At 71.1% G+C, this 15,339-nt stretch carries 14 protein-coding genes; 13 read left to right on the plus strand and 1 reads right to left on the minus strand.

Annotated features, from left to right (window positions below; all coding sequences use genetic code 11):
* The first annotated feature begins 81 nt into the window (after window positions 1-81).
* The 3 genes from MJ607_RS18075 to MJ607_RS18085 are packed head-to-tail and all read left to right on the plus strand — an operon-like array spanning window position 82 to window position 3,271.
* Entirely contained in the window at window positions 82-915 is an 834-nt protein-coding gene (locus MJ607_RS18075) for a purine-nucleoside phosphorylase (protein WP_243077003.1), read from the plus strand.
* On the plus strand, window positions 912-2,660 hold the full coding sequence (locus MJ607_RS18080) for a phospho-sugar mutase (RefSeq protein ID WP_243077004.1): 1,749 nt from the start codon (window positions 912-914) through the stop codon (window positions 2,658-2,660). The genes MJ607_RS18075 and MJ607_RS18080 overlap by 4 nt, the downstream gene beginning before the upstream one ends.
* Before the next feature lie 26 nt (window positions 2,661-2,686).
* The gene (locus MJ607_RS18085) at window positions 2,687-3,271 is read left to right on the plus strand and encodes a GNAT family N-acetyltransferase (RefSeq protein WP_243077005.1); all 585 of its coding nucleotides are present in this window, start codon (window positions 2,687-2,689) and stop codon (window positions 3,269-3,271) included.
* A gap of 84 nt (window positions 3,272-3,355) precedes the next feature.
* Here the strand turns inward: MJ607_RS18085 and MJ607_RS18090 are convergent, their stop codons facing one another.
* Window positions 3,356-5,305: a transcription antiterminator gene (locus MJ607_RS18090; RefSeq protein ID WP_243077006.1), complete on the minus strand. Its 1,950-nt coding sequence runs from the start codon at window positions 5,303-5,305 to the stop codon at window positions 3,356-3,358.
* A 156-nt stretch (window positions 5,306-5,461) separates the two neighbouring features.
* On the opposite strand from MJ607_RS18090, the gene MJ607_RS18095 reads away from it, so the two are divergent.
* The 10 genes from MJ607_RS18095 to MJ607_RS18140 all read left to right on the plus strand — a co-directional run bounded on the left by MJ607_RS18095 (window position 5,462) and on the right by MJ607_RS18140 (window position 15,268).
* Complete coding sequence (locus MJ607_RS18095; RefSeq protein ID WP_243077007.1) at window positions 5,462-5,830, plus strand: PTS sugar transporter subunit IIB; 369 nt, start codon at window positions 5,462-5,464, stop codon at window positions 5,828-5,830.
* A gap of 18 nt (window positions 5,831-5,848) precedes the next feature.
* On the plus strand, window positions 5,849-6,124 hold the full coding sequence (locus MJ607_RS18100; RefSeq protein WP_243077008.1) for an HPr family phosphocarrier protein: 276 nt from the start codon (window positions 5,849-5,851) through the stop codon (window positions 6,122-6,124).
* A gap of 3 nt (window positions 6,125-6,127) precedes the next feature.
* Window positions 6,128-7,822, plus strand: a complete 1,695-nt coding sequence (ptsP, locus tag MJ607_RS18105; RefSeq protein WP_243077009.1) for a phosphoenolpyruvate--protein phosphotransferase — start codon at window positions 6,128-6,130, stop codon at window positions 7,820-7,822.
* Between the two features lie 28 nt (window positions 7,823-7,850).
* Window positions 7,851-9,407, plus strand: coding sequence for a PTS mannitol transporter subunit IICB (locus MJ607_RS18110; RefSeq protein ID WP_243077010.1), 1,557 nt, complete (start codon window positions 7,851-7,853; stop codon window positions 9,405-9,407).
* Between the two features lie 89 nt (window positions 9,408-9,496).
* Window positions 9,497-9,937 carry a PTS sugar transporter subunit IIA gene (locus MJ607_RS18115; protein ID WP_243077011.1) on the plus strand — a complete coding sequence of 147 codons (441 nt, stop codon included), beginning with the start codon at window positions 9,497-9,499 and terminating at the stop codon, window positions 9,935-9,937.
* Window positions 9,934-11,085 carry a mannitol-1-phosphate 5-dehydrogenase gene (locus MJ607_RS18120; protein ID WP_243077012.1) on the plus strand — a complete coding sequence of 384 codons (1,152 nt, stop codon included), beginning with the start codon at window positions 9,934-9,936 and terminating at the stop codon, window positions 11,083-11,085. The genes MJ607_RS18115 and MJ607_RS18120 overlap by 4 nt, the downstream gene beginning before the upstream one ends.
* Before the next feature lie 4 nt (window positions 11,086-11,089).
* Window positions 11,090-11,893, plus strand: coding sequence for an alpha/beta hydrolase (locus tag MJ607_RS18125; RefSeq protein ID WP_243077013.1), 804 nt, complete (start codon window positions 11,090-11,092; stop codon window positions 11,891-11,893).
* Window positions 11,894-11,979: 86 nt separating this feature from the next.
* On the plus strand, window positions 11,980-13,338 hold the full coding sequence (locus MJ607_RS18130; protein WP_243077014.1) for an NAD(P)/FAD-dependent oxidoreductase: 1,359 nt from the start codon (window positions 11,980-11,982) through the stop codon (window positions 13,336-13,338).
* Window positions 13,335-14,312 carry a bile acid:sodium symporter family protein gene (locus MJ607_RS18135; RefSeq protein ID WP_243077015.1) on the plus strand — a complete coding sequence of 326 codons (978 nt, stop codon included), beginning with the start codon at window positions 13,335-13,337 and terminating at the stop codon, window positions 14,310-14,312. The genes MJ607_RS18130 and MJ607_RS18135 overlap by 4 nt, the downstream gene beginning before the upstream one ends.
* Entirely contained in the window at window positions 14,309-15,268 is a 960-nt protein-coding gene (locus tag MJ607_RS18140) for an SDR family oxidoreductase (protein ID WP_243077016.1), read from the plus strand. Before MJ607_RS18135 ends, MJ607_RS18140 begins: the two co-directional genes overlap by 4 nt.
* The last annotated feature ends 71 nt before the right edge of the window (window positions 15,269-15,339 follow it).

Genomic DNA, 15,339 nt, shown 5'->3' on the forward strand with positions numbered 1-15,339 from the left:
CATTCACGGCGACGGATGCCGCGTCCCGCGCCCGTCGCGGCCGTCTGGCCAGGCGGCATCCGGTCTCCCTAGAGTGGGCTCATGTCAGACCAGACCGGCAATCCTCTCGACGACCCCGCCGCCGACCCGTTCGCGATCGCGGCCCAGGCTGCGTCCGATATCGCGCGCATCACGGGCGTCGAGCGCCATGACATCGCGCTGACGCTCGGCAGCGGCTGGGGAGCGGCCGCCGACATCATCGGCGAGACGACGGCGAACTTCCCCGCGACCGAGGTCACGGGATTCAGCGCGCCCGCGCTGGAGGGCCACGTCGGAACGCTCCGCAGCATCCTGACGCCGCGCGGCAAGCGCGTGCTCGTCATCGGCGCGCGCACCCACTTCTACGAGGGTCACGGCGTGCGCCGCGTCGTCCACAGCGTGCGGACGGCCGCCGCGACCGGCGCCAAGACGATGGTGCTGACCAACGGCGCGGGGGGCATCAAGCACACGTGGAAGCCCGGAACCCCCGTGCTCATCAGCGACCACATCAATCTGACCGCCGCGACACCGCTCGAGGGCGCGACGTTCATCGACCTCACAGACCTCTACTCGATGCGGTTGCGCGACCTCGCGCGCTCGATCGATCCGAGCCTCGACGAAGGCGTCTACTGCCAGTTCACGGGGCCGCAGTACGAGACGCCCGCCGAAGTGCAGATGGCGAAGGCCATCGGCGGCCACATCGTCGGAATGTCGACGGCGCTCGAGGCGATCGCCGCCCGGCAGGCGGGCATGGAGATCCTTGGCTTGACGCTGGTCACGAACATGGCAGCGGGCATCCAGACGACGCCGCTGAGCCATGAGGAGGTGATGGAGGCGGGCCGCCTGGCCGGCCCCGTCATCTCGTCGCTTCTGGCCCGCGTGATCGGGGCGCTGTGAGCGGCTCGCTCGAGCAGGCGCACGCCTGGCTCGCGCAGGACCCCGACCCGCACACGCGGGCCGAGCTGGCAGAGCTCATCTCGTCGGCGGAGGGCGGAGATGCCGCGGCCGAGGCCGACCTCGACGACCGCTTCGCCGGGCGCCTCGCCTTCGGCACGGCAGGACTGCGCGGGCGGCTCGGCGCGGGCAGTAACCGCATGAACCGCGTCCTGGTCGCGCAGGCCGCGGCCGGGCTCGCCGCGTACGTGCGCGAGCGCGCCGGAGCCGACGCCGAGCCGACAGTCGTCATCGGCTACGACGGCCGCCGCAACTCCGACGTCTTCGCGCGCGACTCGGCCGAGATCTTCGCAGGCGCCGGCATCCGGGCCCTGCTTCTGCCCCGCCTCCTGCCGACCCCCGTCCTCGCGTTCGCCGTGCGGCACCTCGGCGCCGACGCCGGGGTCATGGTCACGGCGAGCCACAACCCGCCGAACGACAACGGCTACAAGGTCTACCTCGGGGGCGCCGAGGACGGCGCGCAGATCGTGCCGCCCGCCGATGCCGACATCGCGGCGCGCATCCAGCGCGTCGCGGACGAGGCCGACGCGCCCGCGATCCCGCGCTCCGCCGGGTACGAGACGGCGCCCGAGTCCGTCATCGACGCGTACGTCGCCGCGACGGCTGCCGTCGCTCCGGCCCCTCCCGGTGCCGAGGGGCTGTCGTGGGCGTACACCGCGATGCACGGCGTCGGGTGGGAGACGCTCGAGCGGATCCTGGATGCCGCGGGCTACCCCGCACCGACGCTCGTCGAGGCGCAGATCGCGCCCGACGGCGCCTTCCCCACTGTCGCGTTCCCCAACCCCGAGGAGCCCGGCGCGATGGACCTCGCGTTCGAGACGGCGCGGCAGTCCGGCGCCGAGCTCGTCATCGCGAACGACCCCGACGCCGACCGCCTCGCGGTGGCGCTCCCCGACGAGACCGCCGACGGCGGCTGGCGGCGCCTCACGGGCAACGAGATCGGGCTGCTGCTGGGCTGGCGCGCCGCGCAGCTCGCGAGCCTCAGCGGCGGCGCGAAGGCCGCGGCCGAGGGTTCGGATGAGGCAGAGGGCTCCGAGGACGACCGAGAGCCTCAGGATGCCGCTCCCAAGCCGTCGCTCGCGTGCTCGCTCGTCTCGTCCCCCGGCCTCCAGACGATCGCGGAGCACTACGGCCTCGACTTCCACGCGACGCTCACGGGGTTCAAGTGGATCTCGCGCGCCCCCGGCATGGTGTTCGGCTTCGAGGAGGCCCTGGGCTATCTCGTGAACCCGGAGACCGTCCGCGACAAGGACGGCATCTCGGCCGCGATCGCGATGCTCGGCCTCGTCGCCGACGCGCGCGGCCGCGGCGCGACGCTCGGCGACCTGCTGCACGAGTTCGAGCAGATCTTCGGCTTCTTCGCGAGCGACCAGATCTCGGTCAGGGTCGACGACCTGTCGATCATCGGCCGCATCATGGCGGGGCTGCGGGAGCAGCATCCGTCCCACCTCGCCGACATCCCCGTGACGCGCGTCGACGACCTGCTCGAAGGCGTCGACGATCTGCCGCCGGGCGACGTCCTGCGGCTGTGGCTCGAGGACGGCTCGCGCGTCATCGTGCGCCCGAGCGGCACCGAGCCGAAGCTCAAGGCGTACCTCGACGTGCGCGGCGACTCGGCCGACGACGCGCGGGCGCGGATCGGGGCACTCGCCGCGAGTGTGCGGACGCTGCTCGACGACCACTCCTGACGCGGCCGCACTCTAGGCTCGGGACCGTGCGCTTCACGGAACCGATCACGCTCGAGAACGACTGGGTGCGTCTCGAGCCGCTCTCGCTCGCCCACACGGAAGACCTCGCCGAGGCCACGAAGGGCCTCGAGTACGCCTGGTACACCTCGGCGCCCGCTCCGGACGGCGTGGCCGCCGAGATCGAGCGCCGCCTCGCGTGGCAGGCGGACGGCGAGATGAACCCGTGGGCCGTGAGACGGCTCTCGACGGGGCGCGTCGTGGGCATGACGACGTTCTGCAGCGTCGACCAGCCCAACCGGCACGTCGAGATCGGGTACACGTGGCTCTCGCCGTCGGCGCAGCGCTCCGAGGTCAACTCCGCCGCGAAGCTGCTGCTGCTCGGTCACGCGTTCGAGGCGTGCGACGCGATCGCCGTCGAGCTGCGCACGCACTGGCACAACCGCCAGTCGCGGGAGGCGATCGCCCGCCTCGGGGCCAAGCAGGACGGCGTGCTGCGCAACCACCGCCTCGGTCCCGACGACAGCCTGCGCGACACCGTCGTGTTCTCGATCCTCCCGCACGAGTGGCCGGCCGTCCGCCTGGGCCTGCAGGAACGGCTCGCGCGGCGCTGACCCTCCCCCCTCGCGAAGAGCGGAGACGAACCGGCGGGTGGAGATCCGCACCGCGGGCTTGGGCGGGCGCAGCCGTCGGCGGGCTCAGCCGTCGATGACGGCGACGAGCTCGTCGAGGAAGGTGGCGAAGTCCGTCCCGCGGCGCAGGATGCGCTGGACGCTCTCGCGCTCGGAGAACACCTCGACCAGCTGCTCGAACACCGTCTGGAACGCCTCGCGGTCGGTCTCCGAGAACGCGACGAGCGCGACGACCTGCACGCGGCCGTCGCCCCACGGGATCGACGGGTCAGCGATGCCGACGGCGATCGCGGTGCGCGTCGCCGTCATGCCGAGGGCGTGCGGCACCGCGAGCGCATCCGTGAACGCGGTCGAGGAGAGGTGCTCGCGCTGGATCGCACGCTGCACGTAGTCATCGTCGATCACGCCCCGGGCGACGAGCGGCTCGCCGAGCAGACGGATGACGTCGTCCTCGCCGCCGGCCGGATCGAGGCCGCGCACGAAGGCCGACTCCTCGAACCATCCCTCGAGCTCGGTGCGCAGCCGCGCGAGCCGGCGTCCGCGGCGGATGCGCCCCGCCGCCGCCTGAACGCGCTCGACGTCGCCGTCGGTGAGGAACGGCTGGATCCGCACGAGCCGGTCCCCCGGCATCCAATCCCCCGCCGGCGGCTCGATCGTCGTGAGCACGAGGTCGGTGTCGATCGAGGCCCAGTCCGGGTCGACGCGGGTCTCGACGCCCGTCACCTCGATCGCCTGCCCGAGCGAGCGGTCGACCGACGAGCGCAGCAGCTCGTGCAGCTCGTAGTACCCGGGGCACACGATCGTCGCCGTGAGCAGCTGATCGGCCCGCCGGCTGCGCTCCAGGCGGCCCCCGACATGCATCGCGATGTACGCGATCTCGTCGTCGAGCAGCGGGATCCCGAGACTCTCGTGCAGGCCGTTCGCGATGTACACGGCGACCTCGAAGATCATCGGGTACGACGCCTTGAGCGAGCGCGTGAGCGGATTGCGCGACCACGCGTCCTCGCGGGCGCGCAGGCGCAGGTTCTGCACGTGCAGCGCGAGCCGCAGGATGAAGTCCTCATGCAGGATGTCGACGAGGAACTCGGATGCCGCGGCCTCGACGATCGCGCGCACCGCCTGCTCGACCTCGGCGTCGAGACGTTCGCGCACGTGCATCTGCGGCGCCGTGGCGCCCGGCGCGACGACCCGCGTGAGCACGAGCGACGAGAGGTGCTGCACGTCGGCCGTCCCGAGCGCGACGCCCAGGTGCGCTTCGGCGAGCTCGGCGAGGATCGCGCCGACCTCGGCGCTCGCCGGTGACGCCGAGGCGGTGTCGCTCTCGAGGGGGCGGTGCTGCGCCGTGCGGTCGGCCGAGATCGCGATGTGCATGACGACGTCGGCGATGCCGTACTCGTTGACGAAGTAGCCGAGCGCTCCGAGGCGCGTCACGAGGTCGGTCTTGAACGGCCCGAAGGCGCGCGCCCCGACGGAGGCGTCGCCCAGCGTGCGGCGCAGCGCCTCGAGGTCGAACGACCCCGCGTCCATCTCGTCGTGCGCGAGGCGGCTGAGCAGGCGCCGCTGCGCGCCTTCCGTCCCCCGCAGCCGCGCCTGGGACGCGGATCGCTCGAGCGTCAGCTGCGTGCCGCCGAGGAGCGAGCGCACCCGCGCGAGGTCGGCGTCGAGCGTCGCCGACGACACGTGCAGGCGCTCGGCCGTCTCGAACACGTCGATGCCCTCGGGTTCGTCCAGGAGGGCGCGCACGAGCGTGTGCAGGCGGTCGCGGGGGGTCGCGGCATCCGTCGTTCCATTCGTCCGCAGGGCCGAACCCGCCTCGGACCCCGCGCGGTAGCCGAGCGGGCCGGATTCGATCGCGGTGCCCGGGAGGACGCGCGCGTTGACGGCGGTCACATACGACCGGATGCTGCGCGGAGTCACCCCCAGCGCATCGGCGAGCGTGGACGCCGTCGCCCACTCGCCGTCGCGGGCGAGCAGGACGAGCAGGACGAGCAGGCGGTCCTGCCTCGCTCTGGTCACGATCCCCCTCCGCGCCGCGCACTGCACCGGCGCGCGCGTCCAGTCAACCACGCACCGCTCGCCCGACGGCCGCGGCCTTCCGCAGGGGCGGAAAGAGACATGGTTGTCCCCTCCCAGCGTTTTCACAAGAATGGCCACACGAAGGAAGGCTGGTCGATGAGGATCCTCGTGGTCTGCGGTGCAGGGGCGTCGAGCACCTTCGTCGCGCAGCGCGTGCGCCACGCCGCGAGTGAGGTCGGGCTCGCGTATTCGGCCTTCGCCGGCACCGAGCACTCCCTGCCGATCGACCTCGACTCGGCCGACGTCGTGCTCGTCGGACCCCATCTCGCCCACGCGATCCCCGCGATCGAGAAGGGCGCCGCGGCCCGCGGCACGACTGTCGTGCTGCTCCCGCCCGACATCTTCAACGACCTCGACGGGAAGCGCACGCTGCAGCTCGTCCGCGACGCCCTCGCGAGCGCGGGCGAAACCGACCCGCCGCCCGCCCAGCGGGCCACCACGCCGCCCGACACTTCGACGCTGTAACGACTGAGAGGAAACGACATGCCAGAGATCTCCCGCACCGTGCGGATCGGCTCGTCCCACGGGCTGCACGCCCGGCCCGCGAAGCTCTTCGCGCAGGCCGCCAAGGGCGCCGGCATCCCGATCACGATCGCGAAGGACGCGGGCACCCCGGTCAACGCGGCGAGCATCCTCGGAGTCATCGCGCTCGGCGTCGAGCACGGCGACTACGTGACCCTCACGGCCGACGGCGAGGGCGCCGAGGCGGCGCTCGACACGCTCGCCGAGCTCCTCACGACCGATCACGACGCGGAGTAGATCATGGCAGAGCTGCGAGGAGTCGGAATCGGCCTCGGGGTCGCACAGGGACCTGTCGCGCGGATGGCGGAGCCGCTGCCCGCGCCGAGCGACGGGCCGAGCGCGCTGAGTGCCGACGAGGAGAAGGCGCGCGTCAGCGAGGCAGTCGCCGCGGTCGCGCGCGAGCTCGAGGAGCGCGGCGCACAGGCCGGCGGCGCCGCGAGGGACGTGCTCGAGGCGCAGGCGATGATGGCGGAGGACCCGACCCTCGAGGACGAGGTCGCGTCGCGCATCGCCGCGGGCAAGACGGGCGAGTTCGCCGTGTTCGACGCGTTCGCGTCATTCCGCGACCAGCTGACTGCCCTCGGCGGGTACCTCGGCGAGCGCGCCGCCGACCTCGACGACGTCGCCCAGCGCGTCATCGCGCGGCTGCGCGGCGTGCCGGCTCCCGGCGTGCCCGACCCCGGGCATCCGTTCGTCCTCGTCGCCAAGGATCTCGCGCCCGCCGACACGGCCCTCCTCGACCTCGACAAGGTGCTCGCGCTCATCACGAGCGACGGCGGACCGACCTCGCATACCGCGATCCTCGCGCGCGAGAAGTCGATCGTCGCGATCGTCGGCGTCGCCGCCGCGAAGGACCTCACGGACGGCGAGGAGGTGATCGTGGATGCCGCAGCCGGCGTCGTCACGACCGCGCCGACGGCCGAAGAGCTCGAGCGCGCACTCAAGCGCGCGGCCGACCGTGCGGCACAGGCATCCGCCCCGCTCACGCCGGGCGCCCTCGCCGACGGCACTGCGATCCCGCTGCTCGCGAACCTCGGCAAGCCCGAGGGCGCGGCCGAGGCCGTCGAGCTGGGGGCGGAGGGAGTGGGGCTGTTCCGCACCGAGTTCCTCTTCCTGAGCTCGAACCAGGCGCCGACCGTCGCGCAGCAGAAAGAGGCCTACACGGCGCTCCTGTCGGCCTTCCCCGGCAAGAAGGTCGTCGTGCGCGCCCTCGACGCGGGAGCCGACAAGCCGCTCGCCTTCCTCAACGATGCGCACGAAGAGAACCCGGCACTGGGTCTGCGCGGCATCCGCGCCCTGCGCGCGAGCGAGGACATCCTGCGGGAGCAGCTCACGGCGCTGGCAGAGGCGGATGCCGCGACCCGCCAGACAGCGGATGGCCCGGCCGATCTCTGGGTCATGGCACCCATGATCGCGACCGTCGAGGAGACGGAGTACTTCACGTCGCTCGCACGCGAGTACGGGATCAAGACCGCCGGCGTGATGGTCGAGGTCCCCTCCTCGGCTCTCCTCGCCGACCGCATCCTCGGGATCGCCGACTTCGCGTCGATCGGCACGAACGACCTGACGCAGTACACGCTCGCGGCGGACCGCCTGCTGGGATCGGTCGCGTCCTTCCAGGACCCGTGGCATCCCGCCGTCCTGCGGCTCATCCGCGAGGTGGGTCAGGCGGGCCGCGAGAACGGCAAGCCCGTCGGGATCTGCGGCGAGGCAGCGGCCGACCCGCTCCTGGCCGTCGTGCTCGTCGGTCTCGGCGCGACGAGCCTGTCGATGGCCCCCACCGCACTCGCCGACGTCCGCGCGTCGCTGCTGGAGTACACCCTCGCCGAGGCGCGCGGAATCGCCGAGGCGGCCCTCGCCGCCGATGATGCGGCATCCGCCCGGGACGCGGCGCGGGACGCCGCGGCCGCGAAGGGCACCGTAGCGGCCGGGTAGGCCGTCACCCGAGATAAGGAGAACAGCCATGACAACGGCGTCAACGCCCACTGCAGCCGGCAGAGCGCGGGTCGGAGTTCAGCGCTTCGGAACGTTCCTGTCCGGCATGATCATGCCCAACATCCCCGCGCTCATCGCGTGGGGCATCTTCACGGCCTTCTTCATCGAGGTCGGCTGGACACCCAACGCGGCCCTCGCGACGATCGTCGGCCCCTTCATCCACTACCTGCTGCCGCTGATCATCGCCTACACAGGCGGCTCGATGGTCTACAACATCCGAGGCGGCGTCGTGGGATCGATCGCGACGATGGGTGCGATCGCGGGGTCGGACTACATCGTCGCGCAGTTCAACGCGGGCCTCGAAGAGGGCGCCGCGCAGCTGCCGCAGGTGCATATGTTCATCGGCGCCATGATCCTCGGCCCGCTGGCCGCGTGGACGATGAAGTGGCTCGACTCGCTGTGGGAGGGCAAGATCAAGGCGGGCTTCGAGATGCTCGTCAACATGTTCTCGGCCGGCATCTGGGGCTTCGCGATGGCGATCGTGGGCTTCTACCCCGTGGCCCTGATCGTCAACTGGATCATGGCGGCGCTGGGACGCGGTGTCGAGTGGCTCGTCGACATGAACCTCCTGCCGCTGACCAGCGTCCTGATCGAGCCGGCGAAGGTGTTCTTCCTCAACAACGCGATCAACCACGGCGTCCTGACGCCGCTGGGGCTCGCGCAGGCCGCGGAAGACGGCTCGTCGATCCTGTTCCTGCTCGAGGCCAACCCCGGCCCCGGTGTCGGACTCCTGCTCGCGTTCACGTTCTTCGGCATCGGCGCGGCACGCGCGTCGGCACCCGGCGCGGCAGTGATCCAGTTCTTCGGCGGCATCCACGAGGTGTACTTCCCGTACGCGCTCATGAAGCCGATCCTGATCCTCGCGCTCATCGCGGGCGGTGCGACGGGTGTCACGACGAACATGCTCCTCGGCGGTGCGCTGCGTGCACCGGCGGCACCGGGCAGCATCTTCGCGGTGCTGCTGCAGACGGCGCCAGGGGCGTACTTCGCGGTGATCCTCTCCGTCATCCTGTCGGCGACCGTGACGTTCCTCATCGCAGGCGTCATCCTGCGGGCCTCGCGCAAGCGCGACCTCGAGGCGATGGCGGTCACAGACGACGCATTCGGCGCCGCGATCACGCAGACCGAGGCGGCCAAGGGCAAGAGCTCGGATGCCCTCGCGAACCTGCGCGGCGGTGCGGCGACCGAGGCCGACGGCCGCGGCGGCCCCGCGACCGGCACGCTGCCCCTGATCAAGAACGTCGTGTTCGCCTGCGATGCGGGCATGGGCTCGTCCGCGATGGGCGCGAGCGTCCTGCGCAACAAGTTCAAGAAGGCGGGAATCGAGGACGTCACGGTCGTCAACAAGGCGATCGCGAACCTCGACAAGACGGCCGATCTCGTCATCACGCAGAACCAACTGACGGACCGCGCGCGGCAGCAGACGCCGAACGCCGTCCACGTCTCGGTGGACAACTTCATGAATTCGCCGCGCTACGACGAGGTCGTGGACCTGGTGAAGGGCCAGCACGAGACGCAGGCCTGATCGGAGGCTCTCCGGGGTCGGATGCGCGCGATGCCCCGGCCCCGGAGTCCTCTCCCTACGGCATCCCGAATCAACGAAAGGCGGCAGACATGGCACGTGAGGTTCTCGGCATCGGACAGGTGCGGATCCACTCTTCGAGGTCGTCGAAAGAGGACGCGATGAAGGAGGCCGCCGACATCCTCGAAGCGGCCGGCGCCGTCACGAGCGCCTATTTCGACGCGATGCAGCAGCGCGAGCAGACAGTGTCGACCTACATGGGTAACGAGCTCGCGATTCCGCACGGCACGAACGAGACCAAGAGCACGATCCTGGCCTCGGGGCTGTCGGTCGTGCGCTACGACGGCGGCGTGGACTGGGACGGCGAGCCCGTCACGTTCGTCATCGGGATCGCCGGCAAGGGCGACGAGCATCTCGAGATCCTGTCGCAGATCGCGATCCTCTTCTCGGAGGAGGACGAGGTTGAGCGCCTCAAGAGCGCCCAGACGCCCGAGGAGCTCTTCGAGATGCTGAGCGCGGTCAACGAGTCATGAAGGCCGTCCACTTCGGCGCCGGCAACATCGGCCGGGGCTTCGTCGGACTGCTCCTGCACGAAGGCGGCTACGACCTGGTCTTCTCGGATGTCGCAGCCCCGCTCGTCGACGCCATCAACGAGGTCTCGTCCTACACGGTGCACGAAGTCGGCGAGGGCGGGCACGACACCGTCGTGACCGGCTTCCGCGCGATCAACAGCGCGGACGATCCCGACGACATCGTGGACGAGATCGCGACGGCCGACGTCGTCACGACGGCCGTCGGCCCGACGATCCTGAAGTTCGTCGCGCCGCACATCCTCAAGGGCCTCGCGCTGCGCGACCCCGCGGCACCGCCGCTGCACGTGATGGCGTGCGAGAACGCCATCAACGCGACCGACCTCCTGCGCGATGAGATCCGCGCGCAGGCTGGCGACGCGTGGGACGCGATCCACGGGCGCGCCGTGTTCGCCAACACCGCGGTCGACCGCATCGTGCCCGCCCAGCCTCCCGGCGGCGGCGTCGACGTGACGGTCGAGCCGTTCTACGAGTGGGCGATCGAGGGCCCTCCCTTCGGCGACGCGCCGCCGTCGATCCCCGGCGCGCACTTCGTCGACGACCTCGCGCCCTACATCGAGCGCAAGCTCTTCACCGTCAACACGGGACACGCGACGACGGCCTACTTCGGTGCGCAGGCGGGAGTCGAGACGATCGCCGAGTCGCTCGCGGACGACGCGATCGGGGCGAAGGTCGCGGCGGCGCTCGAAGAGACCTCCGCCCTGCTCGCGGCCAAGCACGGCCTCGACCCGGACGACCTCGCGGCGTACCGCGCGACGATCCTCGGGCGCTTCCGCAACGCGGCTCTCCCCGATACCGTGTGGCGCGTGGGTCGGCAGCCGCTGCGCAAGCTGTCCCGCAACGAGCGGTTCATCGGACCCGCCGCGGAAGCCGCCGAGCGCGGGCTCGCGACGGCCGCCCTCGTCGCCGCGATGGGCGCGGCCCTCGCGTTCGACGACGCCGAGGACGAGCAGTCGGTGCAGCTGCAGGCCCAGCTGCGCGAGCAAGATGCCGCGACCTTCACGGCAGCGGTGACGGGGCTCGAGCCGGAGCATCCGCTCTTCGCCCAGGTGCAGGCCGTCGTGGAGGCGCGACAGGCCGATTTAGGCTGAAGGCATGACCGCAGACGAGACCTCGCCCTCGACCGCAGCCGATGCATCCGACGCGCCTCCCGTGAAGAAGCGCCGCGGTCTGCGGATCCTGTGGTGGGTGCTCGGGATCATCGGCGGTCTCATCGTGGCGGCCATCGTCGGGATCCTGATCTGGAGCCAGGTGGGCGTGATGCAGGCGGAGGCCGAGCCGCTCGCCGCTGTGCAGGCCGATGACCGCATCGTCATCACGGACGACTCCGCGGCCTTCATCCTGGAACCGGCCTCGGGTGCGACGGGCGTCGGCCTCGTCTTCGTGCCGGGCGCCAAGGTCGAGGCCGCCGCGTACGCCGCGAAGCTCTCGGGGCTCGTCGCCGAGCAGGGTCTCACCGTCGTCATCACGAAGCCGTGGCTCAACCTCGCGTTCTTCGACCTCCGCCCGCTCGACGCTTTCACGAGCCTCGCGCCCGACGTCGACACGTGGATCGTCGGCGGCCATTCGCTGGGCGGCGTGCGGTCGTGCATGCTCGCGACGCAGGCCGACGCCCTCGCCCTGTTCGCCTCGTACTGCTCGACCGACCTCGCCTCCTCAGGGCTCCCGGTCCTCAGCATCAGCGGCAGCGAGGACGGACTCTCGACCCCCGAGGACATCCAGGCGGGCAGCACGCAGCTCCCGCCCGACGCCGAGTTCTTCGAGATCGAGGGCGCGAGCCACTCGTCCTTCGGCGACTACGGCCTGCAGGCGGGCGACGGAACTCCCACCATCTCGGACGACGAGATGACGGCCCAGATCACCGAACTCGTCGGCGCACTCGCGGCATCCCTCCAGTGATCCGCACCGCCGCGTGCGGACTCCCGGTTAACGGCGGCTAACATCGAGAGGCCGCTCATCCGGGGCGGGCACGACGGAGTGTGAAGATGCAGGAACACCGGTACGCGATCATCGGCGCGGGCCCGTCGGGCCTGGCCGCGGCACGGGCGCTGCAGAAGGCGGGCATCGCGTTCGACGGGTACGAGGCATCCCGCGGCGTCGGAGGCCTGTGGGACATCGAGAACCCGCGGTCGACGATGTACGAATCGGCCCACCTCATCTCGTCGCGCACGACGACGGAGTTCGCCGAGTTCCCGATGGAGACGGACGCCGACTACCCGAGCCATCGCGTGCTCATCGGGTACTTCCGCGACTACGCGGCCCGCTTCGGGCTCACCGGGCACTTCCGGTTCGAGACACGCGTCACGGCGCTCGAGCGTGAGGGGGACGGATGGATGCTGCGCGCCGACGGCCCCGATGGCGCGACCGAGTCCCGCTACGACGGCGTGGTCCTCGCCAACGGCACGCTCGCCGAGCCGCACATCCCGGCCTTCGCCGGCGAGTTCTCGGGCGAGATCTTCCACACGAGCCAGTACAAGCGCGCGTCGCAGCTCGCGGGCCGGCGCGTGCTCATCATCGGGGCGGGCAACTCGGGATGCGACATCGCCGTCGACGCGGTCCACCACGCGGCATCCGTCGACATGAGCGTGCGCCGCGGCTACTACTTCGTGCCGCGCTACCTGTTCGGCAAGCCGTCGGACACGCTCAATCAGGGCAGGCCCCTGCCTGCGCGCATGAAGCAGTTCGTCGACCGACGGGTGCTGCAGGCTTTCACGGGCGATCCCGTGCGCTTCGGATTCCCGAAGCCGGACTACAAGATCTACGAGTCGCACCCCATCGTCAACACCCTCATCCTCAATCACCTCGGTCAGGGCGATCTGCGGATCAGGCCCGACATCGAGCGGTTCGACGGTCAGACGGTGCACTTCCGCGACAGGACGAGCGGCGAGTACGACACGATCCTGCTCGCGACGGGCTACACGCTCGACTACCCGTTCGTCGCACGGTCCGAGCTCAACTGGACGGGATGGTCGCCGAAGCTCTTCCTCAACGTCTTCCCGCCGTCGTTCAACGGCCTCTACGTGATCGGCATGCTCGAAGCATCCGGCATCGGCTGGCAGGGCCGCTACGAGCAGGCCGAGCTCATCGCGGGCTACCTGTCCGCCCTCGCGCGGCACCCCCAGCGCGCGGCGGCCCTGCGTGCGCGCGTCACGACCCAGCCCTGGCCCGACCTCACGGGCGGATACAAGTACCTCGGCCTCGCGCGCATGTCGTACTACGTCAACAAGGACGCGTATCGCGCAGCCGTGCGGCGCACCGTTGCCGAGTTGAACGAGGCTCCGGATGCCGCTCCCCCGCGCGGCGCCGCGCTCCCCCGGCGCGCGCGGACGAAGGCGCGCGCGTGAACATCGACGACGTCGTCCTGAACTTCACTCCGGGCACGCTCGTCATCCTCAACGTCGTCCTCGCGCTCATCATGCTGGGGATCGCGCTGGACACCTCACCCGAGGACTTCACGGTCGTCGCGCGCAAGCCGAAGCCGTTCGTCATCGCGATCCTCGCTCAGCTCATCGTGCTGCCCGCCGTGACGTTCGCGCTGACGCTGATCCTGCCCGTGACGCCGTCGATGGCGCTCGGCATGATCCTCGTGGCGTGCTGTCCGCCGGGGAACATCTCGCAGGTGCTGACGCACCGCTCCGGCGGCAACGTCGCTCTTTCGGTCTCGATGACGGCTGTCTCGAACCTCGTCTACATCGTCGTGCTGCCGCTCTCGGTCGCCTTCTGGGGGTCGCTGCACCCGACCGCGCGCACGCTGCTCGAGACGGTCGAGCTCAACCCCCTGCAGATGCTGCTCGACATCTTCCTCATCATCGGGGTGCCGTTCCTCGCGGGCCTCGGCATCCGCGCCCGCTACCCCGCATTCGCCGCCCGCGTGCAGCCGTTCGTCAAGTGGTTCTCGCTCCTCGCCCTCGTCGGCTTCATCGTCGCGGCGCTCGCGGGCAACTGGGCGTACTTCGTCGCCTTCCTCGGAGTGATCCTCGTCGTCGTCGCGATCCATGACGCCGTCGCCCTCGCGATCGGCTACTCGACCGCCGTTGTGGGAGGCCTCGGCACGCGCGAGCGGAAGGCGATGACCTTCGAGGTCGGCATCCGCAATGCGGGGCTGGGCCTCGGACTCGTCTTCACCTTCTTCGGGGGCCTCGGCGGCATGGCTATCGTCGCGGGCTGGTGGGGCATCTGGGACATCATCGCGGGGCTCATCGTCGCCGCTCTCTGGGCGCGGCACACGCGGCGCCGCACGGGCTCCGCCAAGGGGGACGCATCACGCCACGCGGCACCTGAGGCAGCGCCGGATGCCGCACCGGAGGCCTCGGCGTGAGCGGGGCGCGCGTCCTCGTGACGGGCGGGTCGGGGTTCCTCGGCTCGCACGTCGCCGCGGCGCTCGTCGCCCATCCGGGGGTCGAGCTCGTCGTCGCGGGCGATGTGCGCCGGCCCGCGCTGGCCGTGGAGGGGGTGGTATACGACGACTGCGACGTGACGCGCGCCGACGGACTCGCGCCCCTGCTACGGCGCCACGGCATCGACGTCGTCGTGCATCTCGCCGCGATCGTGAGCCCCGGACGCGATCATGCGCTCGAGTACCGCGTCGACGTCGACGGCTCGCGTCACGTCCTCGAGGCGTGCGTCGAGGCGGGAGTGCGGCGCGTCGTCGTGTCGTCGTCGGGCGCCGCCTACGGCTACCACGCGGACAGCCCCGAGTGGCTGCGCGAGACCGACCGCATCCGGGGCAACGACGAGTTCCCGTATTCGAAGCACAAGCGGCTCGTCGAGGAGATGCTCGCGTCGTACCGCGCCTCGCACCCCTCGCTCGAGCAGGTCGTGTTCCGCATCGGGACGATCCTCGGCCCCACGGTGCGCAACCAGATCACGGCACTGTGGGACGGCCGCCGCATCCTCGCGATCCGCGGCTCGGACTCCCCCTTCGTCTTCGTGTGGGTCGACGACGTCGCCGCCGCGATGGCGCGGGCCGCAACCGACGGCCCGCCCGGCGTCTACAACGTCGCCGGCGACGGCCGGCTCACGGTGCACGCGATCGCCGCGCGCCTGGGCAAGCCCGTCCTCACGCTGTCGCCGGGGCTGCTCGCGTTCGCACTGCGCATCGGACGGATGCTGCGCCTCACCGTCCACGGACCCGAGCAGGTCGGCTTCCTGCGCTACCGCCCCGTCCTCGCGAACGAGTCCCTCAAGCGGGACTTCGGCTACGCCCCCGCCAAGACCTCGGCCGAAGCCTTCGAGGCCTACCTCGCCACCCACGCCGGGGTCGCCCGGCGCTGAGGTGCTCGGCCCGCCCTGCTCGGCGTGTCCCACTTGGGGCGGATGTGCCGTGTCGAGGTCCGGCCCAAGCG

Source organism: Microbacterium sp. SS28 (genome assembly GCF_022761035.1).
Taxonomy (GTDB): Bacteria; Actinomycetota; Actinomycetes; order Actinomycetales; family Microbacteriaceae; genus Microbacterium.